At 43.0% G+C, this 22,430-nt stretch carries 22 protein-coding genes, 3 tRNA genes and 1 other annotated feature; of the genes, 12 read left to right on the top strand and 13 right to left on the bottom strand.

Going from position 1 to position 22,430, the window contains the following annotated elements; genetic code table 11:
* Positions 1-28 precede the first annotated feature (28 nt).
* Positions 29-469: a class Ib ribonucleoside-diphosphate reductase assembly flavoprotein NrdI gene (locus tag H7198_RS04935; RefSeq protein WP_274458668.1), complete on the top strand. Its 441-nt coding sequence runs from the start codon at positions 29-31 to the stop codon at positions 467-469.
* 2 nt (positions 470-471) lie between these two features.
* Complete coding sequence (gene nrdF, locus H7198_RS04930) at positions 472-1,440, top strand: class 1b ribonucleoside-diphosphate reductase subunit beta (protein ID WP_274458667.1); 969 nt, start codon at positions 472-474, stop codon at positions 1,438-1,440.
* A gap of 48 nt (positions 1,441-1,488) precedes the next feature.
* On the opposite strand, the gene H7198_RS04925 is transcribed toward nrdF, so the two are convergent.
* Positions 1,489-2,157 carry a phosphatase PAP2 family protein gene (locus tag H7198_RS04925; RefSeq protein WP_274458666.1) on the bottom strand — a complete coding sequence of 223 codons (669 nt, stop codon included), beginning with the start codon at positions 2,155-2,157 and terminating at the stop codon, positions 1,489-1,491.
* A gap of 127 nt (positions 2,158-2,284) precedes the next feature.
* Positions 2,285-2,428 (bottom strand): hypothetical protein, encoded by a 144-nt coding sequence (locus tag H7198_RS04920; RefSeq protein WP_200769372.1) that lies wholly within the window; start codon positions 2,426-2,428, stop codon positions 2,285-2,287.
* Positions 2,429-2,523: 95 nt separating this feature from the next.
* On the opposite strand from H7198_RS04920, the gene mutY reads away from it, so the two are divergent.
* The 4 genes from mutY to H7198_RS04900 all read left to right on the top strand — a co-directional run bounded on the left by mutY (position 2,524) and on the right by H7198_RS04900 (position 5,020).
* Positions 2,524-3,555, top strand: coding sequence for an A/G-specific adenine glycosylase (gene mutY / locus H7198_RS04915; RefSeq protein ID WP_274458665.1), 1,032 nt, complete (start codon positions 2,524-2,526; stop codon positions 3,553-3,555).
* Complete coding sequence (locus H7198_RS04910) at positions 3,555-4,703, top strand: AI-2E family transporter (protein WP_274458664.1); 1,149 nt, start codon at positions 3,555-3,557, stop codon at positions 4,701-4,703. The genes mutY and H7198_RS04910 overlap by 1 nt, the downstream gene beginning before the upstream one ends.
* A gap of 90 nt (positions 4,704-4,793) precedes the next feature.
* Positions 4,794-4,876: transfer RNA gene (locus H7198_RS04905), tRNA-Leu, on the top strand.
* A 71-nt stretch (positions 4,877-4,947) separates the two neighbouring features.
* A tRNA-Thr gene (locus H7198_RS04900) sits at positions 4,948-5,020 on the top strand.
* A gap of 40 nt (positions 5,021-5,060) precedes the next feature.
* Here H7198_RS04900 and H7198_RS04895 read toward each other — a convergent pair.
* On the bottom strand, positions 5,061-6,023 hold the full coding sequence (locus H7198_RS04895; RefSeq protein WP_274458663.1) for an Abi family protein: 963 nt from the start codon (positions 6,021-6,023) through the stop codon (positions 5,061-5,063).
* Between the two features lie 433 nt (positions 6,024-6,456).
* Between H7198_RS04895 and H7198_RS04890 the strand changes: the two genes are divergently transcribed.
* Both H7198_RS04890 and H7198_RS04885 read left to right on the top strand, forming a co-directional pair.
* Entirely contained in the window at positions 6,457-7,191 is a 735-nt protein-coding gene (locus H7198_RS04890) for a hypothetical protein (protein ID WP_274458662.1), read from the top strand.
* Between the two features lie 103 nt (positions 7,192-7,294).
* Positions 7,295-7,771, top strand: coding sequence for a pyrimidine dimer DNA glycosylase/endonuclease V (locus tag H7198_RS04885; protein ID WP_274458661.1), 477 nt, complete (start codon positions 7,295-7,297; stop codon positions 7,769-7,771).
* Between the two features lie 72 nt (positions 7,772-7,843).
* Here the strand turns inward: H7198_RS04885 and H7198_RS04880 are convergent, their stop codons facing one another.
* The 4 genes from H7198_RS04880 to H7198_RS04865 all read right to left on the bottom strand — a co-directional run bounded on the left by H7198_RS04880 (position 7,844) and on the right by H7198_RS04865 (position 10,331).
* Positions 7,844-8,893 carry an ABC transporter permease gene (locus H7198_RS04880; RefSeq protein ID WP_274458660.1) on the bottom strand — a complete coding sequence of 350 codons (1,050 nt, stop codon included), beginning with the start codon at positions 8,891-8,893 and terminating at the stop codon, positions 7,844-7,846.
* A 126-nt stretch (positions 8,894-9,019) separates the two neighbouring features.
* Positions 9,020-9,595 carry a TetR/AcrR family transcriptional regulator gene (locus H7198_RS04875; protein WP_274458659.1) on the bottom strand — a complete coding sequence of 192 codons (576 nt, stop codon included), beginning with the start codon at positions 9,593-9,595 and terminating at the stop codon, positions 9,020-9,022.
* Between the two features lie 43 nt (positions 9,596-9,638).
* Positions 9,639-10,163: a GNAT family N-acetyltransferase gene (locus tag H7198_RS04870; protein WP_274458658.1), complete on the bottom strand. Its 525-nt coding sequence runs from the start codon at positions 10,161-10,163 to the stop codon at positions 9,639-9,641.
* 96 nt (positions 10,164-10,259) lie between these two features.
* Positions 10,260-10,331 (bottom strand) — tRNA-Gln (locus H7198_RS04865).
* A gap of 230 nt (positions 10,332-10,561) precedes the next feature.
* Here H7198_RS04865 and H7198_RS04860 point away from each other — a divergent pair.
* On the top strand, positions 10,562-11,260 hold the full coding sequence (locus H7198_RS04860; protein ID WP_091502260.1) for a GntR family transcriptional regulator: 699 nt from the start codon (positions 10,562-10,564) through the stop codon (positions 11,258-11,260).
* Positions 11,261-11,337: 77 nt separating this feature from the next.
* Positions 11,338-12,519, top strand: coding sequence for an ATP-binding protein (locus H7198_RS04855; protein ID WP_274458657.1), 1,182 nt, complete (start codon positions 11,338-11,340; stop codon positions 12,517-12,519).
* A gap of 46 nt (positions 12,520-12,565) precedes the next feature.
* On the opposite strand, the gene H7198_RS04850 is transcribed toward H7198_RS04855, so the two are convergent.
* From H7198_RS04850 to H7198_RS04825, 6 genes are all read right to left on the bottom strand, one after another.
* A complete protein-coding gene (locus H7198_RS04850; protein ID WP_274458656.1) occupies positions 12,566-13,231 on the bottom strand; it encodes a YoaK family protein in 666 nt (221 codons plus the stop codon).
* Positions 13,232-13,369: 138 nt separating this feature from the next.
* On the bottom strand, positions 13,370-14,065 hold the full coding sequence (locus H7198_RS04845; RefSeq protein ID WP_274458655.1) for a methionine ABC transporter permease: 696 nt from the start codon (positions 14,063-14,065) through the stop codon (positions 13,370-13,372).
* Complete coding sequence (locus H7198_RS04840; RefSeq protein ID WP_274458654.1) at positions 14,062-15,141, bottom strand: methionine ABC transporter ATP-binding protein; 1,080 nt, start codon at positions 15,139-15,141, stop codon at positions 14,062-14,064. The genes H7198_RS04845 and H7198_RS04840 overlap by 4 nt, the downstream gene beginning before the upstream one ends.
* A gap of 33 nt (positions 15,142-15,174) precedes the next feature.
* Positions 15,175-16,014, bottom strand: coding sequence for a MetQ/NlpA family ABC transporter substrate-binding protein (locus H7198_RS04835; RefSeq protein WP_274458653.1), 840 nt, complete (start codon positions 16,012-16,014; stop codon positions 15,175-15,177).
* Between the two features lie 11 nt (positions 16,015-16,025).
* Positions 16,026-17,357 carry a M20/M25/M40 family metallo-hydrolase gene (locus H7198_RS04830; RefSeq protein ID WP_274458652.1) on the bottom strand — a complete coding sequence of 444 codons (1,332 nt, stop codon included), beginning with the start codon at positions 17,355-17,357 and terminating at the stop codon, positions 16,026-16,028.
* Between the two features lie 60 nt (positions 17,358-17,417).
* Entirely contained in the window at positions 17,418-18,254 is an 837-nt protein-coding gene (locus H7198_RS04825) for a MetQ/NlpA family ABC transporter substrate-binding protein (RefSeq protein ID WP_274458651.1), read from the bottom strand.
* A 78-nt stretch (positions 18,255-18,332) separates the two neighbouring features.
* Positions 18,333-18,595, bottom strand: a binding site (T-box leader).
* Positions 18,596-18,998: 403 nt separating this feature from the next.
* Here H7198_RS04825 and H7198_RS04820 point away from each other — a divergent pair.
* On the top strand, positions 18,999-21,677 hold the full coding sequence (locus H7198_RS04820) for a cation-translocating P-type ATPase (protein WP_274458650.1): 2,679 nt from the start codon (positions 18,999-19,001) through the stop codon (positions 21,675-21,677).
* 4 nt (positions 21,678-21,681) lie between these two features.
* On the top strand, positions 21,682-22,119 hold the full coding sequence (locus H7198_RS04815; RefSeq protein WP_274458649.1) for a chemotaxis protein: 438 nt from the start codon (positions 21,682-21,684) through the stop codon (positions 22,117-22,119).
* The last annotated feature ends 311 nt before the right edge of the window (positions 22,120-22,430 follow it).

The following is a 22,430-nucleotide window of genomic DNA, read 5'->3' as shown; positions in this document are numbered from 1 at the left end:
TGTGATATGAGAAGGGAGAGAAGGTTACATGTCTGAATACCGTGTTTTATACACGTCCATTGAGGGTAATACCGAATCCTTTATTAATAAGTTAAAAGCTGAGGCTGAAGCAGCGGGCGACCAGCTTTCCGTGCTTGAAATTGGTGAAGAAAATGACTTTGCTCATGAAAAGAAACCCTATGTTATTTTAGTACCAACCTATTTGAACGGTGGAACGGGTACGGGGCCGGAAGTAATCGAGATTTTTACAAATGGCTTGGGCGACTATGTTGATTATGGTAACAACGCTCGTTACCTTCGCGGTGTCATTGGATCTGGTAATCGTAATTTCAACGATCAGTACATTTTGACAGCAAAACGTTATGCCAAAAAGTACAACGTACCAGTTATTGGTGATTATGAGTTAAGAGGAACGCAGCGTGAAGCTGAAAAGATTTTTGCTCGTATCAAAGAGACGTTAGGAGAATAATTATGCAACACGTTAATCAAGGTTCTTATACAGCGGTGAATTGGAATAATATTGAGGATTCACTAGATAAGGCAACTTGGGAAAAATTGACTCAGCAGTTCTGGCTGGATACACGTGTGCCAATCTCTAACGATTTGCGTGTTTGGCGTGGTGAACTGGATGATGCGGAACGCCGAGTATATAACTTGGTCTTTGCAGGTTTGACAACGCTTGACACCCTCCAATCACAGGATGGAATGGCTTCATTACGGGCAGATGCCGTTAACCAAAAAGAAGAAGCGGTTTTGAACAATATCCAGTTTATGGAATCTGTTCACGCTAAGTCTTACTCATCAATTTTTGAAACACTAAATGATAAGAGTGAAATTGATGAAACCTTTGATTGGGCTGATCATAACGAGTTTTTGCAGTATAAGGCAAATAAGATTAATGATATCTACCATAATGGAACACCTTTGCAAAAGAAGGCCGCTTCGGTCTTCCTAGAAACGTTCTTGTTCTATTCAGGTTTCTTTACGCCCCTCTATTATTTGGGTCACAACAAGATGGTTAACGCGGCTGAAATCATTAAGTTGATTTTGCGAGATGAATCTGTTCACGGAACTTATATTGGCTACAAGTTCCAAGTTGGTTTCAAAAAGCTTTCTGAAGACGAGCAAGAAGAGCTGAAGGCTTGGATGTATGACCTACTCTTTGACTTGTATTCGAACGAAGAGCAGTTTACGCACGAAATTTATGACCAAATTGGTTGGACAGATGATGTTCTTGTATTCCTGCGTTATAACGCGAACAAGGCTTTGATGAACTTGGGACAGGAACCAATGTTCCCTGATTCAGCTGATGATGTGAACCCTGTTGTTATGAATGGTATTTCAACATCAACATCAAATCACGATTTCTTCTCCGCGGTTGGTAATGGTTACCTCCTTGGTGAAGCGGAATCTATGTCTGATTCAGATTATGATATTTAAATATAAAAAAGCGATGACCTTTCGGTCATCGCTTTTTTATTTGTTTTGTTAAGCTTCCTGGTCTTTAAACATCCAGAACTTTTTCTTTAAGAATGTAGCAGTCATTGGGTAAAGAGATGCACAGAAGATTACCCAAACGTATGCGAGAAGGAAGGCCCCGATTGTGTCAGTCAAGAAGTGCGCTGAGAAATAAAGGCGTGACAACATGGTCATCAATGTTAACGTGATCAAGAACCATTTCGTTAAAATACGAATCAATGTTGATGAAATGTTTGGTGTCACCAAAAGGAACATGATGAAGACCGTTAACCACATCGCTGTTACGTGTTGTGAGGGGAATGAAGCGCCGCTATCCGTTAGCAAATGACCAACGGGGCGATCACGGTGTACCATGATTTTGATAATCTGTGTGATAACAACGCCACCAAAAATTGTAAGGATCACCCAAAGTGAAGGTAGTTTTAAGTCTGCAAGTAGCAAAACCAAAGCCAAGATGATTCCATAAAATAAGTTCATTGCAGGCGAACCTAAGAAAGTTGCAACTGACATAATGGCATCACCATAAGAGGTTTGAATACCTGTCATGAAGAAACGGACTGATTCATCCATATCAGCTGGCCAACTGGCGTTTGTGCCAATTAAGACAGCTAAAACGATAAATAGGAGCGCTGCTAGCAGAGCATGACGGCGCTGTTTATTAGTTACTGAAATAATCATAGTGGGTACCCCAAGTAGTTCATTACTAATACTTAGTATAAAGATTACAAGGCGACAAAACAAGGAAAATAGCGCTTTTTTAGCAAAAAATAGGCAAGAAAAAAAGCTAGCCAGAGGCTAACTTTCTTTACTTAGTCTTAGGAAGTTCAACGTCTTTTCCCTTAGCCCATTGTTGCAATTGTGCAACGGCTTCGAGGCGGCGCTTCTTCTTTGCATCATGACCAACCTTGCGGCCACGGGCGAATGAATTCAATGGTGTCTTGACTGCCATAGTGGTACTCCTTATATTTAAACTTTAAAATTCTATCGTACAGAATTTGATTATACCCGAATCAAAGGGGCTTTTCAAGTGTTATAATACTGGTTATGGAGAATTGGGACGAGCAAACAATAAAAGCATTTCGTAAAGACTTATTAACTTGGTATGACCAAGAAGGTAGGTCCTATTTGCCGTGGAGAGTAGACCATAATCCCTATCGAGTTTTGGTATCTGAGCTAATGCTACAGCAAACTCGGGTAGACACGGTTATTACGTATTTTAATCGGTTTATGAAAGAATTACCAACGATCCAAGATTTAGCTGAAGCACCTGAAGAAAAAGTGTTAAAGCTTTGGGAAGGGCTTGGATATTATTCTCGAGCCAGGAACCTTCACAAAGCCGCTAAGGTCGTTGCTTTGGACCTGAAGGGGGAGTGGCCTGAATCATACGACGATTTACTTGCGCTGCCAGGTGTAGGCCCATACACTGCTGCGGCCATTGCCTCCATCGCCTTTAAACAGGTAGTTCCCGCCATCGACGGTAATTTCTTCCGAGTTTTTTCACGCTTGTTGAAAATTGACGATGATATTGCTAAACCTAAGACCCGTAAGGTCTTTTATAACGCTGTTGAACCGATTGTTGATCCAGAACGCCCAGGTGACTTTAACCAGGCTATTATGGACTTAGGAACTTCTTATATGAAGACGGTTGATCCGGATACATTGCATTCGCCCGTTCGTAAGTATAATGCTGCCTACCGAGATGGGGTTGAAGATCAATATCCGGTTAAAACAAAGAAGAAAAAGCCAGTTTTGCAACGTTATCAGGCCTTAGTCATTTATAATGAAAAGGGTGGACTATTGTACGAGCAACGTCCAGAAACTGGTCTCCTTGCAGGATTTTGGACCTTACCATTGCGTTCTATTAGTTCAATAGAAGAAATTGATGGAAAGCAATTGACCATCAAGCCCATTACCCACGTTTTTTCCCATCGCAAGTGGGAAATTTGGCCTGTTGAAATTGAGACCCCTGTTGAATTGAAGGAAGGGCAGCGTTTCTTATCTGTAGAAGAACAGGAAGCCATTGCATTACCAAAGGTTCAACATAAAATTTTAGATAAATTGAAGGAGCAACTTTAATGTTTCCAAATGAAAAACTAAAGCAGGTATTCTTCTGGACAATTGAGCTTTTAGCCCTCGCTACCTTACTTCTGATTGTCTTCAGTTTTGATTTCCTAATGAAGCCCATCGGGGTTTTCTGTGGAACGGTCTTTATCCCTTTGATTACTTCGGGTTTTCTCTATTACTGTTTGAAACCCTTGCAAAAGGTGATTGAAAAGATCAAAATTGGTTCCTGGCAGTTGCCTCGAACCTTTGCCGTCATTATCACTTTTACCGTTTTCATGGTGGTGATTGTCGGTGCCTTGATGATTTTTGTTCCTTTGATTTTAAATGAAATTACAAACTTAGTTACTTCAATGCCGTCCGTTATGAATCATGCTCAAGACTATGTGCAACACATGATTGAGGAACCTTGGTTTAAACGACTGAATCTTTCGATATCAGATAAGGATATTCGAAATGCGGTTTCACAGTATTCTTCTTCATTTATAAAGATTACAGCTGGAACATTGACCGGTGTTGTGGGAGCTGCTACCTCCTTTACAATCGGGGCGCTAACAGTGCCAATCATCGTTTTCTACATGCTGTCGGATTCCAATCGTTTTCTTCCTGCTATTCAAAAGTTCTTCCCTAAGAACCGAGCGGAAGATGTTGAAATTCTTGGTAAGGAACTAGACCGTACGATTGAGCGATACATTTCAGGACAAGCCATTCAAATGCTCTTTGTTGGTTTTGCAATGTCCATTGGATTTGGGGTGATTGGCTTGCCTTATATCTGGTTGCTCGGATTCATAGCTGGGGTTGCAAATATCGTTCCTTATGTTGGACCTTTTATTGGTGTATTCCCAGCCGTTTTGGTCGCTTTGTCGATTAACTGGAAAATGTTAATTGGAATTGTTATTTTGATGGCCATTGTTCAGCAGATTAACGGTTCAATTATCTATCCAGCGTTGATTGGAAAGTCTCTACGAATTCATCCATTAACAGTTATGCTCTTACTTCTGGCTGCTGGTAATTTGTGGGGGATGATTGGAATGATTGTCGTAGTTCCTTTCTACGCAATTATTCGAACAATTACGCTTTATATTTTTAAGCTTAAACAAGCGCAACGGCACGAAGAAAAGGTGTCAAATTTAACGAAATCATTAGATGATGATTTGAAATAAAAAAGTGGTGACGAAGTCACCACTTTTTTTATTGATTTTGCTTGACGGTTGGCGATAATTCCAGTATTATTTAATAGTTGCTTAAGACATGCGGATGTGGCGGAATTGGCAGACGCGCTAGATTTAGGTTCTAGTGGATTATATCCGTGCAGGTTCGATTCCTGTCATCCGTATAACCAAATTTTTTATAAAATTTGGTTGTCATAGTTGCTAGCATTTGCTACAATTATTGAGTATTAATTTTGCCGACTTAGCTCAGTTGATAGAGCACCTCACTAGTAATGAGGGGGTCAACGGTTTGAGTCCGTTAGTCGGCACTATTAGATAAAGAAGGACATCGTATTCGATGTCCTTTTTTTATATTATTTTTTCAAATCGTTCCATAATATTGATAGGTATTTGTCCGAGAATGCGTCTCATTGGCTCTTCATTGATTGGAAGAAGACTATCAAATATGTTTAAGAGATTTACTAACTGATCTTTGAATATTTGCCGTTCGCTCTGTTTTAAAAGAGTACCGATAACTAGTAGAAGACCGAAGAAATCCTGCTGACCATAGCCCCTATTAAACTCTTCATCGGATAGTATTGTTTCTGAATAAAAAGAGCGGATGTAGGCTAGCTTTAGAGAAGTCTTTGAACGGATTTGACCGATGGACTCCCCATGGGCTAGACCGTTACGAAAGTCGATTAAATAGTTAATCGTATTTTGGAAAGCGGTTAAGGTTTCTCTATTAATAGAAGAGGGAAGAAAGAAATCTTTCATAACGGCCTGTTTTATGTCAGTAGAGCAAATTTGAAGCCAGCAGTTGAATTGACCAAAAGAAATATTTTCCACTAGTATCCAGGGTGGAATGTCACCAGTCCTGCGATAGGTTAGTAATGTTTTTGATACATTTTTGCTGTGCTGATTTTTGTGACGAAGAGTGTGTAAAACTTGTTTAGTGAGTTGCCCCTTTTTTGAATAATGAATTGGATTTAAATATTCTTCTTCTAATAGGCCAAATTGGTTGGCAAGCTCATATTGGAAAACGGACTTTAGGTTTTTTTCAATTGAAATAATTGCCTGTAGTATTTCGGAGGCAAGACGATTTTCAAGCATTTGGATAACACCTAGTGTTTCGATTGAAATACCGTCAATGAAGGAATCCGAATCTGATGCTTTACGTAAAGAATCTTGGTATTTTTCAATTAAATGATAATAGGAATATTTTTTAATTGTGCGGACGGCGGTTTCAATTCCTTGTATAGAAATATTGTAGTGTTCTTGAAGCTTTTTAAGTTGGCTATCCCAGTCAAGGAAATTAGCGGGTTCGACCATATTTTCTTCCTCCTAGCTAAGTAGCATTTTGATTACAGTGTGCTTGGAAAGGCTGTAGTGGAATGTTATTGATGAAAATAGTTTACCATAAGATACGAACGGATGTTCGTATCTTTTTTTGTTTGTTTTTTTGTCATAGCGATTCTTAAATCAGAAAATAGAATCGTTCAAATCCCAATTCTAAGGCTCTTAGGGCTATTCCAAAAAAACGATTAAGACGCGTAAACGTTAAGGAAGAAAGATTCTTGAAACAAAGAGAAAGTTTATTAATAAAAAGCGCATATTACCAAGCGTGGTTGTCTGTCTTAAAAGTCTTATTATTGTAAGAAATATTTCTGTTAAATAAGGTCAATCTTTTTGCAACTTCTTGATATGCCTCCGAAATCTCCACCCTGTTATTCTGAGTGAGTTAACTCAGTTATGGAGAAAAATTATGAAATTAAAAGCAATCTTATTAAGCGGTGTTACCGCAATCGCCCTTGCATCTGCATCTGGCGTTACTTATATTCAAGCACAGAGCACACACCAGAAAGCAGTTCAGGCCAAAGTATTAAAGACCGAGCAGGCTAAGGCTAAGGTTCAAAAGACGGCTGCTAAGGCTGCTGATAATAAGAAACAAGATGATACAAAGAATCAAGCTCAAGATCAGAAGCAGGAACAGACACAAACGACAGTCCAACCGGAAGTGGCAACGAATACACAGACTAGTACTGAAAAACTAGCTGCTACCGATGCTTCAGCAACGGCTACGCAAACGCAGCCTACTTCAGCAGTTAATGCAGCCCCTGCAACAAATTCTGCCGCTTCTAAGACAACACGTACAGATGGTTTTAACTTCCTAGGTAAGCATTGGGATATTACTGGGTTCTCAAATACTACAGGTGGAAATACACCACGCTGGACACCTTATATTTTCCAGTGGTCAGCCCTTCCTAACTATTACCTTGCAGAGGCTGCGTCAAGTGCTGGTTCAGCCGTTCGTCAGCTTTCAGTAGGGGATGAAGTAGTCGTTAATGGACAGACTTACCATGTGACAGACATCCGTCATGGAATGAAGCGTTTGGATTCACTGGAAACTGTTGAAGATTTGACATCAACTCATGCAATGGGGCTTCAGACTTGTGACGACGCGACAGGAACTTATATTTCAACTTACTGGTTTGATTAATTATATTAATAAAAAGTCGCTGCTTTTAGCAGCGACTTTTTTTGTAGAAGAGTATTCTGAAATTTCGTATAATGAGTAAAAACCATTTGAATGGAGAGTTGCGATGCGCTTGTGGCACTACCGATTAATACCGACACTTTCAAGGCAGAATCTTTTGGGACAATGGCGGGAATGCTTGGCCATTACTGGAGCAATTTCGAAGCATGGTGAAGTAAATCATGCCACCGTGAACCGATTGAACGATTATCCGATTGAAGATTTAGAAGTCTACACCGAGTTAGTGAAGAGGGAAATGAATCGGCGTGGCTATAATACCACTGAGAAGTCCCGTCAGAAGCTGATTAATGACATCAAGTACGATTGGAACCAACCTGTTCAATACACTAAAAATGAGCTAGGTGACGTCTATTTAGCAAATGGCCGGGAACTCTTTTTTGGCTTCCATAATAAGCGCTATCTCTGGCAAAATCTTTACATGATGCAAGAAAAAGCCGATACTGATCAGCTGTCTCAAGAAGAATGGCAGAAGATGTTGAAATCGTTGGAAGGTAAGTATCCAGAAGTGGCTGTTTTACAATAAGTTACTCAAATAAAAAAAGCAGCAACTTGCTTAAAACAAGTTGCTGCTTTTTATTATCGAAAGATCAATATTTTAGACAGTTTCAACAAGAACTGACTTTTTACCAATCTTGAATAGAATCATACCAACGATAACATATGTTGCTAATACGCAAACTGGTAATGCAATGGCGTTACCATCGAAGAAGGTTACGTTACGCAAGAGCGTTCCAGTTGCACCAGGTGGCAAGAGCTGTCCTAAGAAGCCCCAGCCCTTAGGCAACATTTCAGGGGCTGATCCAAGACCAGACAATGGGTTACCGAGTAAGATAAGCATAACAGCGGCAATTCCAAGTCCACCGTTTCCCATGACTTCTAGTAAACCAAGAACGAAGAAGGCTGTTCCGGCGATACCGAGCATTGCGCCCAATGAAGTTAGGAAGTAGTTACCGTTAAAGGTACCGATTCCGAATTGAATAACAGCAACCAAGCCAAATCCACCAATGATTGAAAAAGCGATGGCTGCCCAGAACTTTTGATTCTTCCCCTTAACAACGTTGGCAATGGCAACAGTACCAATCCAACCACCAAGGGCGATTGGCAAGGCACCGGCAACAAGACCTGCACCCTTTGTATCGCGGGAAGGGAAGGACTTCAATTCCTTAACCGTCAAAGTCTTAGCGTCGATTGCTTGAACCTTGGCATCCAATGCCTTCAATGTGTTGGCATCGGTTGTTTGTGCTTGCATTGGTTGAATTTGAGCCTTTGCCGCAGCCTTTTGCTGGGTAACAACTCCGTTACCAATGGTTTCCAAGGCTTGTGCAACAGCAGTTGAAGCAGCCGTTGCCTTGTACAAAGTCATGTCGCCATTTTCTGAGATATCGAAGGCGCCGTAAATCTTACGTTCGTTTACGGCGTCCTTCATTGCTGAAACTGACTTATACTGTGTAACGTCGAAGCCCTTCTTATCAAGTGGCTTGGCCATCTTTTGGTAAACTTCGTCGTTTGTTGAAACGATTCCGATTGGGACATTGTTTACACCTGAGTTGACAGCTGGCGTTGCAAAGGCGGTCATCATGATTGACAACACGACAGTCAAGCCAACGGCCAAAGTCAGAATAAACTTTGGGGTTGATGCTTTCATAATAATTTCCTCTCTATCAATAAGCTATCGTTAAGTATAGGGAGTTTTAAAAAATAAAAAAACCAACAAACGTTGGTTAAAAGTTGGATAAATTGAGTTAATAAACAACTTTAAAACAAGTGTTGGTCATTTAATCAGTTGAACGACTACTTTCGGCATGATTTCTTTAATGATGTTCGTGAATTCTTCGGTACTTTCGGCGAAATCCTTTTTAACCCAAGTCGTTAACATAGTGCTGACAATAGAGGTTAAAAGGACCATTGCATAGTCGCGAGGAATGGCTAGGTGCTCATCGTCGATGGCAGAGGAGAAGGTTTCCATGCCGCGTTCCTGAAGGTGACTTTCAAAAGTGTGACCAGCGTTGTCAGAAAGCATCAGTGCAACTAACTCACGGTGTTGGTTAATATTTTGAACAATATGAATGGATCGCTGTTGAAATTGTTCAACGAGGGGGCCTTGAGTAGTCCAGTCGACGTCAGGTAAATCGCTAATTAAACTATCTAGTAAAGAATCTTGGATTTTATCCATTAAATCGTATTTATCCAAGTAATGGGCGTAGAAAGTCGACCGGTTGATACCCGCTTCATCGATGATTTTTTTAACTGATATCTTGCTAAATTCATTTTTTTTGAGGAGTTCTAGAAAAGAATCCTGAATCGCTTGGTCAGCTTTTGAAAAGCGCATGTCTTTTTTATTGGTCATGGTAAATTTTCTCTTTGAAAAAATAACTAGTTACGATTGTTGTTTAATCGACTTTTGGTTCAGAAGCAGCTGGTTGACGGAAATCATCGGCAAAGAGTCCCATCATGTATGAGTCGTGGTACCGTCCCTCGGCGAAGAAGTGGTGCTTCAAGCATCCTTCTTCTTCAAAGCCGATCTTCTTATAGATATGAACGGCAGCTGCATTATCAACGTCAACGTAGAGGTAAATCTTATGTAGGTTTAAGACGTTGAAGCCATATTCGATACCAGCACGCATTCCTGCCTGAGCAAGTCCGTGTCCCTGAAATTTTGAGTCAATAATGATTTGAATTTCAGCATGACGGTGGATGGTGTTGATTTCCATCAATTCGACGACGCCCGCAAATTCCCCGTCCTTTTCGATGACGAAACGACGCTCTGTTTGATCGAGTACGTGTCGGTCATAGAGTAAAGTCAATTCGTCAAAAGAGTTGTAGGGCTCTTCGAACCAAAGGGCCATAACAGAACGTGAGTTCTTTTGGCGGTAAATGTGTGGTAAATCTCGTTTCTCTAACGGACGGATATTCATGGGGGCTCCTTTTATATTTTTTAATATCATAGCATATTATACGCCGTAAAATTAATCATAAAAAAAGCGGAACCAAATCGGTTCCGCTTTTATGTATTGCCCCTGCTGGATTCGAACCAGCGCATAGTGGCACCAGAAGCCACCGCCTTACCGCTTGGCCAAGGGGCAATTACTTGATATATATTAGCTAATTTTTGAAGAAATTGCAAGGGGTTGTAAGCAAAAAAATCGATTTTTTTATTTTTGCTTTAACTCTCTTAGGTTAGAATTCCCTTATAGCTGGATACTAGCAAAATGTTATTTGAATTGTCAGACTAGACCAATTATAATTATAAAAGATAACACTTGGGGATAAATCCTAATTAAAAGGCACTTATCCAATTGAGGAGGTTTCTACCATGGCTATACCACGGTATATTGAAATTCATAACGAGATTCGTCAACGGATTGCAGCCGGTGAGTGGAAAACCAACAAACGCCTGCCCGCTGAACGTGAATTAGCCGCATCATTTAATGTTTCTCGTATGACACTACGTCAGGCGATTCAGACTTTAGTGGATGAAGGAATTTTGGAAAGACGCGTTGGTTCTGGAACATTCGTTGCCGAGAAAAAGGTTTCAGAACGTGCGCTGGGTGTAACCTCCTTTACGGAATTGATGAAAAAGTCCGGTCGTAAGGCACAGTCGGTCACCGTTTCATACAAGGTGACAACGCCATCCGTTTCGGAAATGGATCACTTGAATTTGAAGGCTGAAGATGAAGTCTTAGTGATGGAACGTTTGCGTTTGGGGGATGACGAACCCATCTTGCTCGAGCAAACGACTTTACCGGTTAAATTGGTCAATAACTTTACTCGATCAGAATTAACCGAGTCACTTTATAAAACTTTGATTGATGCTGGTATTCAACCGGGGCGGGCCAACCAGACGATTACGGCCTCGTTGGCCACCGAACGTCAGGCAGCCTTGCTTGAAATTAAACGTGGTGATCCCATATTGGCCGTCCGTCAGGTTTCTTACGACCAGCAGGATAATCCATTTGAATACGTTCGTTCCTATTACGTTGGCGATCGATTTGAATTTAAGTTAACACGATAAAGATGATAAAGTCCTCCGCAAAGCGGCGGGCTTTTTTGCTAAGATAGAGCTAACAATTTGTTTGGTGAGGTAGATAGATGGTTGATGAAAATACAAAACTTTATCTTGGACAAGGTGCTTGGCACCGTTCTTTTTCCATTGACTATTCGGAATTACTTTCCAAACACCTTTTGATAATGGGACAAACTGGTTCTGGTAAATCCACTTCGGCTAAACAAATCATTAACGAGCTGCAAAAGAACAACGTGACCAACATGGTGTTTGATCCAACCGGGGAGTACAGCCGTGATTTGGATAATCGTGTGACTTACAAGATTGGCCAGAACGCTTTTATTGATATCCGTTCTTTATCTGCAGAAGAGATCACCAATCTGCTAGGCTTAAATTGGGATTCAGAGCTAACGACAAAGCTGCAGTCGGCCATTATTTCTCTGCGCATTCAGGCCATGAAGAACCCTTATTCACGGGAATTGTATAGCAAAGTCAATCGGCCGGTAGCCGAATTTGAAGAGTCTGAAAAAGCCCTAACCATTTTGAATCAGAACTACGCCATTGGATTGCTAGCAAAACAGTTGGTACAAGAATTCGTGTTGCCTTTTACTGACGAAAGGGCGGACTACAGCGTCCTTGGGCAAGAACTTGATCGTGCTCGAATTCAACAATATTGGCCACAAATTCAAGAGTTGGAACAGCTTTTAGTAGATGATACCTTAAACCGGATTTTTCATTTTAAGCCGGTTGAGTCAAAGATGACGCAGTATGACTTGCCTTTTATCTTGAAAACCTTTGAAGGAAAGGTGAATCAGAAGCGTTCTTTAATTATTGACCTATCGGCCTTACAAGTTTATCCAGCAGTCCAAAAGCGGTTGCTTTCCTTTCTGATGGACACCATCCTGTTAAACCGCCTGAAGAGTCGGATGGCATTACCGGTAGCTATTTTCTTAGATGAAGCACACCGTTATATCCCGGTAGACCAGCCAATTAATGAGAACGGGCTCTTCCATCTACTGCGAGAGGGACGCAAGGTGAATTTAAACGTCGCGATTTCAACGCAATCAATGCAGGATTTACCAGAAGCTTTGCAGGGACAGTTCGCTAGAACGTTAATTCACCGTTACCAGGCTACTAATGATTTGCAGGATTTCATGCTTTCAAGACGTCTTTTGAAGAAATTGCCACAGTTAGCGGTAGGGCAGGCTCTGCTATTGGGTGACGGAAAATCGTCATTTCTATCCGTTCAAAAACCTGGATCAATGTAAAAAAAGACCGTTCTGCGTGAACAGCAGAACGGTCTTTTTAATATTTTTAGTTCCAGGCCACAATGTGACTCATGCAGAGCGTTAGGAAGCCTGAGAAAAGGATGGCGTATTGGCCAACCATTGGAATTAATAATGAGATTGTTAAAGCGCCGATGAAGAAGGAAAGCATAACACGCAAAAGGTCGTGTGTTCGTTCAACCATCTTGGGGTCGCGTTGAATGAATCCTTCATAGGCTGCTGCACAGAGTGTGCGTAAATTACCGGTCATCAGGAGTGGCATGAAAGCATTTCCTTTTAGCACACGGAACTCCTGTAGGGCAGCCGCTGCTGTAATGGAAAGAATAGCAGTACCAAAGACATTTGGAAGTGAGCAGCCAATTAAGGCGGATAAAGTTAGTAGAACGGTCATGTAGAGTAGTACATATTGACGTTCTTTTGTCTTGGAAAAGTCCATTTTTACCCGGTAGTGTTGGAATAGTTTAACAATCAAGGTACCGATGGCGAAGGCCATGAGTGAAAAGGCATATTGTCCAGCATTGCCCCATTTTAGTTGACTAATGTTAATGCCTAAGAGGACAATGTTTCCGGTTTGTAAACCAGCAAAAACCTGTCCGTGCATATGATATGAATAAGCATCCAATGATCCTGCTGTCATTGTTAGTAAACTAGCAAAAAGCACGCGCTCATGGGATGGAAAACGATTTTCTGTCACTTTTCAAGACCTCCGACAAAGAAACATTGTACCAGTAAATTAGTGGAAAATGTATAAGAAAATTGTTTTATTTACGTGACATTTTTGAAGATGGTAATGAAAAAGTCCTGTGCATTTGCACAGGACTTTTAAAGTAGCTTACTTGTGGTTGTACTTACGTGCCAACCAGTCACCAGTCACTTGGACAATGAGGACCATGATCAAGACAATCAAAGTAGCAAAGAGCGTCGTATCATTGGCGAAACGGTTGTATCCATAAGCAACGGCCATGTTACCAATACCACCGGCACCAATGGCACCGGCCATGGCAGTCAAACCAATCAATGAAATCAAGGTAACCGTTGAAACTCGAATGATTTCAGAACGGCCTTCCTTGATGTAAACACCAAAGACGATTTGGGAGAAGGAAGCCCCAACTGCTTGAGCAGCTTCAACGATTCCGCTATCTACTTCTGAAAGGGCCACTTGAATTTGACGGGCGTAGAAGGGGAAGACTCCCAATGAAAGGGGAACCAGGGCAGCGTTGATACCAATTTGAGTACCAACGAGGGCCTTGGTAAATGGTGCGATGAAGGCCAACAAGATAACAAATGGCACGGCACGGAAGACCGAGACAATCTTATCTAAAATCCAGAAGAGGGTCTTGTTTGGCGTGATTCCCTTAGGACCCGTTACAACAAGTCCAACACCGAAAATCAATCCAAGCAATCCGCCGAAGACAGCAGACCAGAAAGTCATGAAGAGTGTTTGGAAGATGGCTGTTCCCCAGCCAGTATCACCGCCCCATCCTTGGTAGACGACGTTTGGGAATGTTTCAGAAAACCATGTACTCATGCTTGTGCTCCTTTCAAAATGTTAACGGACACGTTTTGTGATGCGAGGAAGGCGAGTGCGTCATCAAGATTGTCCTTTTCACTTGAAAGGATAACCAAGAGTGAACCGACTTCGGTACCTTGTAAGACCTCGATGTTTCCATAGAGGATGTTAGCGACAACGCCGAATTGTTCGTAGAGGCTGGTAATCAATGGTTTGTTTGTTGAATTACCTGTGTACTTCAACTCTGCAAAAGTCTGATCAGCAGGTAGGTTCTTAACTGTTTCACTATCAGTGATTGCCTGGATTGCCTGATCTTGGTTTGTTGCGGTTGCAATGAACTCCTTTGTTAACTCAGCCTGTGGCTTCGTAAAGATGTCCAATGTTGAACCCTTTTCAAGCACACGTCCGTTTTGCATCACGGCAACCTTATCAGCAATTGCCTTAACGGCTTCCATTTCGTGGGTGATCAGAAGGACCGTAAGGCCGTATTCCTTGTTCAACTTCTTCAATAGGTCTAAAATCTGACGGGTTGTCTTTGGATCCAAGGCGGAAGTCGCTTCATCGGAAATCAAGATTTCGGGGTCGTTGGCCAAGGCACGGGCAATGGCGACACGCTGCTTTTGACCACCGGATAGTTGAGAAGGATACTGCTTAGCACGGTCTGAAAGATCGACTAGTTCCAAGAGCTCAGCGACTTTTTCCTTCTTAATCTTTTCCTTTTCCTTGTTGTTTTCCAAGGCAAAGAGAACGTTCTCTTCAACTGTTCGTTCGTTTAGAAGATTGAAGTGTTGGAAAATCATTCCAATCTTACGACGCTTTTCCTTTAATTCCTTACCTTTAATCTTTTGTGTGGCGCCGTTATCGGTCTTACTAAAGAAGGTTTCGCCGTTGATTGTTACAGAACCAGAAGTTGGTTCTTGCAAGAGATTAACGGTACGAACCAAGGTTGACTTACCGGCACCGGAGTAACCGACGATACCGTAGATGTCGCCCTTTTGAACGTCAATGGAAACGTCTTGTACGGCATGAATGGTTTTACCTTTTGGCGTGAAAGTCACGTCAATGTCTTTTAATGAAATAATAGGGGCTGTCATGGGAGCCGTCCTTTCTTTGGTTGTTTAGTTTTTTTAATTAAAGTCGCGGTCCCAGGCTGGCAGCTCTGAATCACCGTACTGTTGTTTGATAATCTTTTTGACTTCAGGAGTCTGGTAAGACTTCACTACGTCCTTATAAATCTTCTTATTTTGGTCCTTACCGCGGGCGGCGATGATGTTAACCCAAGACTTTGAATCCTTGTTAAGCGGTTCTGTGAAGATGGCGTCCTTTGATGAAAGGCCAGCAGCCGTAGCGAAGTTTCCGTTCACGACCACACCCTTAGCATCGCCCAGCGTACGAGCGGTTTGATCAGCTGAGATTTCCTTAATCTTAAGGTTTTTGGGGTTGGCTGTAATATCTTTAGTTGTCTTCAGGTTTGAACCGGATGAAAGCTTAATCAAACCGGCGTTCTTCAAGACGTAAAGGGCACGGCTTTCGTTTGACGCATCGTTTGGTACGACGATGGTGTCGCCATCTTGGAAGTCTTGTACAGACTTATAGGATTGTGAGTAAAGGTGGATTGGAGAGATTGCCGTCTTACCAATTGCCTTGATGTTACTATCGTTTTTACTGTTGTAAGCGTTTAGGAAAGCGTAGTGCTGGAAAGCGTTCAAATCAACGTCACCGTTTTGGAGGGCCTTATTTGGTTGGGAGTAGTCGGTAAAGCGTTTGAACTTAAGGGTAATTCCGTACTTGCTCTTAGCGGTTTTAGCTACTTGTGACCAAATGGCGTCGTCTTGCTTGTTGGCAGACATGATTCCGACGGTGACCGTCTTCGTTGACTTTTGATTTGGCTGTACAAAGGAGAAGTACCCGAGAACCAAAATGACGAGGAGGACGATGGAGTTGATGATTTTGCTTTTCTTAGACATTATTCTTTTCTTTATTCTTTATAAATAGCGATAATTGCTTTTAGGAACTGTACGTTTTCATCATAGTCCTTTAAGCGAATATTTTCATTAGGCGCGTGGTCCAATGTGCCAGGATAACCGATTCCTAAGGAAATGATCGGGGTACCCGTTGCTTCGTAGGCGTAGTTCATTGGGCCAGTTCCGGCAGAAGTGGGGGTGACCACGGGTTCTTCGCCGGTTTCTTTTTCACTAACTTTGATGACCCGTTCGATTTCGGGGTCTGTCATGTCGGAACGGTAACCGCCTTGGCCAAGCGTCTTTTCAACTTCGATGTCTTCAAAGCCCTGTGCAACCAGGTAATCTTTAATCGTTTGCAAAGTCTTGTCAGGATCCATACCTGGTACAAGTCGTGCTTCGACTTTGGCAGTGGCTTCGGCAGGAAGAACGGTTTTAACACCGGCGCCCTGGTAACCACTGGTAATTCCTTCGATGTTCAAGCTAGGCTCGAAGTAGAGGGCCTGCTTCCAGTCAACCCCGCGCTTATCGGATAGCAGGGGTGCTTCAATCTGGTTCTTCTTAATGAAGTCTTCCTTGGTATCAGGTAGCTGTTCGATTAGTTGACGCTCGTGTTGATTTGGCTTTTTGACTTGATCATAGAAGTGAGGCACCTGGATGCGACCCTCTTTATCGAACAAAGTGGCAAGCGCCTGTGACAAGCGCCAAGGAGCGGAGTCAACAATAGTTGCCAGTGAGGAGTGAAGGTCGATACCACCGGTCTTGGCCTTTAAGTTGAAGGTAACAATTCCCTTGTTTCCTCCGGAAAGAACAACTCGGCCGTCCTTATCCTTGGAACCAGATTCCCAGATGATGAGGTCGCCCTGAATTTCAGGGTGTTCCTTGAAGTAGTCATCAAGGTGTTGTGAAGCGGTTTCTTCAGATCCCTCAATAACGAAGAGAATGTTAACTGGCAGTTCGCCCTTGTTTTCATCCAGGTATTCGGCTAAGGCGGTTAAGCGGGCCGTGATGTTTCCTTTATCATCATCAACACCACGTCCATAGAGATGACCTTCGCGTTCCGTTAACGTCCAGGGGTCGGACTTCCAAAGGTCAAAGGGTTCGGCTGGTTGCACATCGTAGTGATTGTAGATGATGAGCGTTTTGGCGTTTTCCTTTTGACTTTTGAAAAGGCTGATAACGAGTGGGGCGAAGTAGTGGTCATCAACCGTTGTTTCACCACCGAGCTCGGTAAGGGCATCGGCAATGAGCTGTGCTGCTTCCGGTAAGTTCTCACGCTTAGCTGAAACGGAGGGGATGGCGACAAGTTCTTTTAGTAGGTCTAAGTAAGTTTCTCTAGCGATAGTCATGTGGTGCTTTCCTTTCATTTTGTTTATGTATGTGGGGATGTCCCCACTTTAATAGAAGAATTAGTTAAATGAACGGTCCCAGGCAGGAATTGATGTGTCACCGTAAGCCTTGTTGATGGCCTTCTTAACGGCATCTGACTGGTAAGCCTTAACAAAGTCTTTGTAAAGCTTCTTGTTCTTGTCCTTCTTGTTTGCCGCAATCAAGTTGACCCACTTTTCTGAATCCTTGTTCAAAGGTTCCGTGAAGATGGCACCCTTTTCTGAAAGCTTAGCAGTTGAAGCGTAGTTTGCGTTAACAACGGCTCCTTGAACATCGTTGATTGAACGAGCTGTTTGATCAGCTGACAATTCCTTAATCTTCAAGTTCTTTGGATTCTTCGTGATGTCCTTAACCGTTACGAGGTCGCCATCCTTCAAATCGATAAGTCCGGCGTACTTCAATACCTTGAGGGCACGACTTTCGTTTGATGGGTCGTTTGGTACGACGATTGTGTCACCGTCTTGGAAGTCAGAAACTGACTTGTAAGTCGTTGAGTAAAGGTGGATTGGTGAAATCACTGTCTTACCAATTGAAACGATATCCGTCTTGTTCTTCTTGTTGTAGGCATCCAAGAAGGCGTAGTGCTGGAAGGCGTTGACGTCGACGTCGCCTGAAGTCAAGGCTTTGTTAGGTTGTGAGTAGTCCGTGAAGTACTTGACCTTAACGGTAATACCGTACTTGTCCTTGGCTTCCTTCTTGATTGTGTCCCACACTTGGTCGTCTTGCTTGGTTGCTGACATGCGACCAACGGTAATTGTTTTATCTTCCTTTGAATCGTGGTTACCGAAACTAAAGTAACCAACGGCTGCAATTGCTAGAACAGCAATACCTGAAATAATCCATTTTTTCTTTGACATGCTTTTTCTCCTGTACTTTTTGAAAGTATTTACATTGAAGGGCAACAAAAAAAGCCGCCTCTGTTTCCACGTGGAAAAAACAGAAGCGACTTCGCGTTACCATTCTGAGGTTGTCACACCGAGTTACCCCGATGCTGCTCACTAACCATCGGGCCGCGGAGAATGATCCTATCCGAATGGTGTGCCTTGGTAACGAAGGCCAACTCGTCAATCGCTAACGGTAAACCGATTCGCAATTGCCAATCACAGGTCATTTTCCCTACTGCCCGCACGCAACCTTTCACCAACCGGTTGCTCTCTACGCTTTGCTTAGCAGGTACTTTCCTGATCAACTTGTTTATGTATTGATATCTTGTTGATAATATTACCCGCTGTTTTGAAAGATGTCAACAAGAAAATGAAATTAAGATTAAAAAAGGGGATTTGGCTAGTTCTTATCGAGGGACTGGTCCTGAATAAAGGACAAGAAAAGAGCACCAACTGGGGGAGTTGATGTTCTTTCATATTTGTAAACGGATTTGTCCTTTTACTAGGTGCTTGCTATAATAACAGTAACAACTCTTCCTAAGGGAGTAACTGGCGACCTAGTCGTTGCTGAGTACCGTCAAACCGAGGTGTTAAACCTTTTATCGTGCGTAAGCACCGGCTCAGCATTAAACAGCGAGACTTATGAGAGTGGGATTTTTTCCTACTCTCATAGGTCTCTTTTTCTTTCTTAGGAAGTATAGATAAAAGGAGAAAACGTTGGAAAAGTCATTTTACCAAGTGGATAGCAAAGATTTGGCTAGCGATTTAAGGACGAATCTAAAGGATGGTTTATCAGCAGCGGAAGCTGGTCAGCGATTAGAAACAAACGGTCCGAATACACTGACGTCGAAGAAGAAAAAGTCACTTCTGGCAAAGTTTGTTGATCAGTTCAAGGATTTAATGATTGGTATCTTGTTGGCGGCCGCTCTAGTAGCTGCTTTGACCGGAGAAAAAACCGATGCCATATTTATTTTGGCAATCGTAATTATCAATGCCATCTTTGGTGTTTTCCAGGAGTCTAAGTCTGAAAACGCTATCGATGCCTTGAAGAAGATGGCAACGCCCAAGGCGACCGTAATTCGTGGCGGTCAGCCAGAGCAGGTGCCTGCAACTGATTTAGTCGTTGGTGACTTGGTTTCATTAGAAGCCGGGGATGTTGTGCCCGCCGACTTACGCTTGGTCGATGTGATGAACCTGCGTGTGGAAGAGGCGGCCCTAACTGGGGAGTCGGTTCCTGTCGAGAAGACGGGCAAGACTTTGACAGAGGATAAGTTGCCACTGGGAGATCAGAGCAACCTGGCCTTCATGAACGCCCATGTCGTTTACGGGCGTGCTCACGGTGTCGTTGTGGCGACGGGTATGCAGACTGAAGTTGGAAAGATTGCCGGCGCTTTGCAGGGTCAGGACGAAACGAAGACGCCACTGCAGGAAAACTTGAAGTCCTTGTCAAAGGTTTTGACGTACTTAATCCTATTTATTGCGATTTTGACCTTCGTAATTGGTTACTTCACCCAGAATATGCCAATTATTGATCTGATTTTAACGGCCATTTCCTTGGCAGTTGCGGCCATTCCGGAAGGATTACCCGCCATCGTCACGATTACCTTGGCATTGGGAACTGCACGGATGGCCAAGAAGGCCGCTTTAGTTCGTAAGTTGCCAGCCGTTGAAACCCTTGGTTCAACCGATATCATTGGTTCCGATAAGACCGGAACGCTAACGCAAAACAAGATGACGGTTGAAAAAGTCGTCTTGAATGGCGAGATTATTGATTTAGCTGTGCAAAACCCATTCGAATCGACGGACTTATCCAAGTCGGCGGGTATTCTAGGCGATATCATGACTTTGAATAATGACAGCCAGCTAACGGCCGAAGGATTGGTGGGAGACCCAACCGAAACAGCCTTGATTGACTTCAACGAGAAGTACCGTCCAGAACGTTTGGAAGAATTACGTGGTCAGAATCGTTTGCAAGAGATTCCTTTCGATTCAGAACGAAAGTTGATGACGACCATTTATGAAGCGGGAGATGCCTACCAGGTGACGGTGAAGGGGGCACCGGATTCGATTCTTTCTCGTGTTGATTCTGTGCTGGAAAACGGTACAGTTCGTGATTTTACTGATGCTGACTTGAAACGCTATCAAGAGGTTAACGGCCAACTGGCTGATCAAGCCTTGCGTGTGCTAGCCTTTGCGGAGAAGTCTTTGAAGACTTTGCCAGCAGAAGCTAAGTCTGACGAGATGGAAACCGGCTTGACCTTAGTTGGGTTTGTTGCCATGATTGACCCAGAACGCCCTGAGGTCAAAGATTCCGTTGCTCAAGCCAAGGCCGCCGGCATCCGTCCAATGATGATTACCGGTGACCATCCACAAACCGCGGCAGCAATCGCCGGTCGTTTGGGAATCTTGGAAGAGTCCGATGACCGCAGCCAAGCCGTAATGACGGGGGCGCAATTAGACGAATTATCGGATGAGACTTTTGAAAAGCGGGTCGAGGATGTCAAAGTCTATGCCCGTGTGGCGCCTGCCCATAAGGTTCGAATCGTCCAAGCCTGGCAGCAAAAGGGCAAGGTTGTGGCAATGACCGGGGATGGCGTCAACGATGCGCCAGCTTTGAAGGCGGCGGATATCGGAGTGGCCATGGGGATTACCGGAACAGAAGTTTCCAAGGAAGCGGCCGACATGGTCTTGGCCGACGATAACTTCTCAACCATTGTTTCGGCGGTTAAGGAAGGACGAAAGGTCTTTGCTAATATCCAAAAGGCCTTGCAGTACTTGCTGGCTTCCAACTTGGCTGAAGTCATTGCCATCTTTACAATGACTTTGCTCGGTTGGGAAGTTCTGGCACCGGTTATGATTTTGTGGATTAACTTAGTGACGGATACTTTCCCAGCGATTGCGCTAGGATTGGAGCCTGCGCAGCCAAACATCATGAACCAGAAGCCACGTGGTAAGAACGCTAACTTCCTTTCTGGAGGAGTAGGGCCAGCCATTATCTGGCAGGGAATTGTTCAGGCAGCCATTGTGCTATCGGTATATGGCTTGGCCTTGGCCTTTCCAGATCACACTGGTTCAGCGCTGGTACACGGCGACGCTTTGACAATGGCCTTCATGACTTTGGGCTTGATGCAAATGGTGAACGCCATTAACGTGAAGTCCGTTTACAACTCCGAGTTGAACGCGTCAGCCTTTAAGAACCACTTCTTCAATGGTGCGCTCTTCTTCTCCTTCATCGCCATGATGGCGGTTGTTGTGATTAAGCCATTGAACCCAATCTTCCACGTGACAAACTTGGATCCATACCAGTGGTTCATTGTTATTGGCGCATCCCTTTCTATCATTGTCATCGTTGAACTGGTAAAATGGACACAACGAACATTTTTTAATCGAGGATAAGACATTGGCAAAATTTAACCCTAAACAAATGCAGTACTATGTAACGACTTTGCAAGAAGTTTTGCAAAACACACAAGACACTGCTGATCACGTATCACCATTCTTCGTTAAGTTGGATGAAGCAAAGCAAGCTGGTAAAGTCGCCGACATGGCCAAGGCCGAATTCGGCGAAATCAAGGCTGAATTCGACGATGCCGTTGCAGCATATGAGAAGAACGCCAAGACTTTGGCAGTCTTGCAAGTACCCGTTCGCTTTATGGGCGTTCACAAGACTTTGGCAAAGGCTTATGCTGACTATGCCGCAGCCACAAAGATGATGGCCGATGCCTTGGATGAAAAGAACCAAAGCATCAACGAAGCAGACTTTGCACAATCTGAAAAGGACCAAGAAACTTTCTTGGGCAAGATTCAAGTACAAGTTGCCAAGATTTTTGGTGCATAAGAGAAAAAAAGAAACACCTTTCAACGAAATGTTGAAAGGTGTTTCTTTTTTTTATTTGTTCCGGTGCGATAAATTAGTGGTAGTATTAGGTCGTGTAAAAAATAGAGGGGAAAAGAAAATGCGAAAAGTAGCAAAAAGTACAATGTCCAAACGAAACAAATTAATAATTTTATTTATTTTGCTTATTGCTCGTATGCTGATAAAATGGACAGATTTTATGCATCGTCCACTGTATAATTATCCCAAGACTAAAAAGGAAATCAGCACATGACTAAAAGGCCACGTTACTCACAGGAATTCAAAGATGCCAT

Origin of the sequence: Fructobacillus sp. CRL 2054 (genome assembly GCF_028764065.1) — a bacterium.
Classification (GTDB): domain Bacteria; phylum Bacillota; class Bacilli; order Lactobacillales; family Lactobacillaceae; genus Fructobacillus.
The sequence above is the reverse complement of the archived record's forward strand: the minus strand, read 5'-3'. Positions and strand labels throughout refer to the sequence as shown.

What these genes read in the sequence shown, in the direction of transcription:
- mutY (WP_274458665.1), top strand. Translation starts at nt 2,524, where the DNA reads ATGGAGAATTGGGACGAGCAAACAATAAAAGCATTTCGTAAAGACTTA.
- H7198_RS04830 (WP_274458652.1), bottom strand. Translation starts at nt 17,357, where the DNA reads ATGACTATCGCTAGAGAAACTTACTTAGACCTACTAAAAGAACTTGTC.
- H7198_RS04920 (WP_200769372.1), bottom strand. Translation starts at nt 2,428, where the DNA reads ATGGCAGTCAAGACACCATTGAATTCATTCGCCCGTGGCCGCAAGGTT.
- H7198_RS04885 (WP_274458661.1), top strand. Translation starts at nt 7,295, where the DNA reads ATGCGCTTGTGGCACTACCGATTAATACCGACACTTTCAAGGCAGAAT.
- H7198_RS04875 (WP_274458659.1), bottom strand. Translation starts at nt 9,595, where the DNA reads ATGACCAATAAAAAAGACATGCGCTTTTCAAAAGCTGACCAAGCGATT.
- H7198_RS04880 (WP_274458660.1), bottom strand. Translation starts at nt 8,893, where the DNA reads ATGAAAGCATCAACCCCAAAGTTTATTCTGACTTTGGCCGTTGGCTTG.
- H7198_RS04895 (WP_274458663.1), bottom strand. Translation starts at nt 6,023, where the DNA reads ATGGTCGAACCCGCTAATTTCCTTGACTGGGATAGCCAACTTAAAAAG.
- H7198_RS04860 (WP_091502260.1), top strand. Translation starts at nt 10,562, where the DNA reads ATGGCTATACCACGGTATATTGAAATTCATAACGAGATTCGTCAACGG.
- H7198_RS04855 (WP_274458657.1), top strand. Translation starts at nt 11,338, where the DNA reads ATGGTTGATGAAAATACAAAACTTTATCTTGGACAAGGTGCTTGGCAC.
- H7198_RS04835 (WP_274458653.1), bottom strand. Translation starts at nt 16,014, where the DNA reads ATGTCTAAGAAAAGCAAAATCATCAACTCCATCGTCCTCCTCGTCATT.
- H7198_RS04870 (WP_274458658.1), bottom strand. Translation starts at nt 10,163, where the DNA reads ATGAATATCCGTCCGTTAGAGAAACGAGATTTACCACACATTTACCGC.
- H7198_RS04845 (WP_274458655.1), bottom strand. Translation starts at nt 14,065, where the DNA reads ATGAGTACATGGTTTTCTGAAACATTCCCAAACGTCGTCTACCAAGGA.
- nrdF (WP_274458667.1), top strand. Translation starts at nt 472, where the DNA reads ATGCAACACGTTAATCAAGGTTCTTATACAGCGGTGAATTGGAATAAT.
- H7198_RS04925 (WP_274458666.1), bottom strand. Translation starts at nt 2,157, where the DNA reads ATGATTATTTCAGTAACTAATAAACAGCGCCGTCATGCTCTGCTAGCA.
- H7198_RS04825 (WP_274458651.1), bottom strand. Translation starts at nt 18,254, where the DNA reads ATGTCAAAGAAAAAATGGATTATTTCAGGTATTGCTGTTCTAGCAATT.
- H7198_RS04840 (WP_274458654.1), bottom strand. Translation starts at nt 15,141, where the DNA reads ATGACAGCCCCTATTATTTCATTAAAAGACATTGACGTGACTTTCACG.
- H7198_RS04935 (WP_274458668.1), top strand. Translation starts at nt 29, where the DNA reads ATGTCTGAATACCGTGTTTTATACACGTCCATTGAGGGTAATACCGAA.
- H7198_RS04910 (WP_274458664.1), top strand. Translation starts at nt 3,555, where the DNA reads ATGTTTCCAAATGAAAAACTAAAGCAGGTATTCTTCTGGACAATTGAG.
- H7198_RS04890 (WP_274458662.1), top strand. Translation starts at nt 6,457, where the DNA reads ATGAAATTAAAAGCAATCTTATTAAGCGGTGTTACCGCAATCGCCCTT.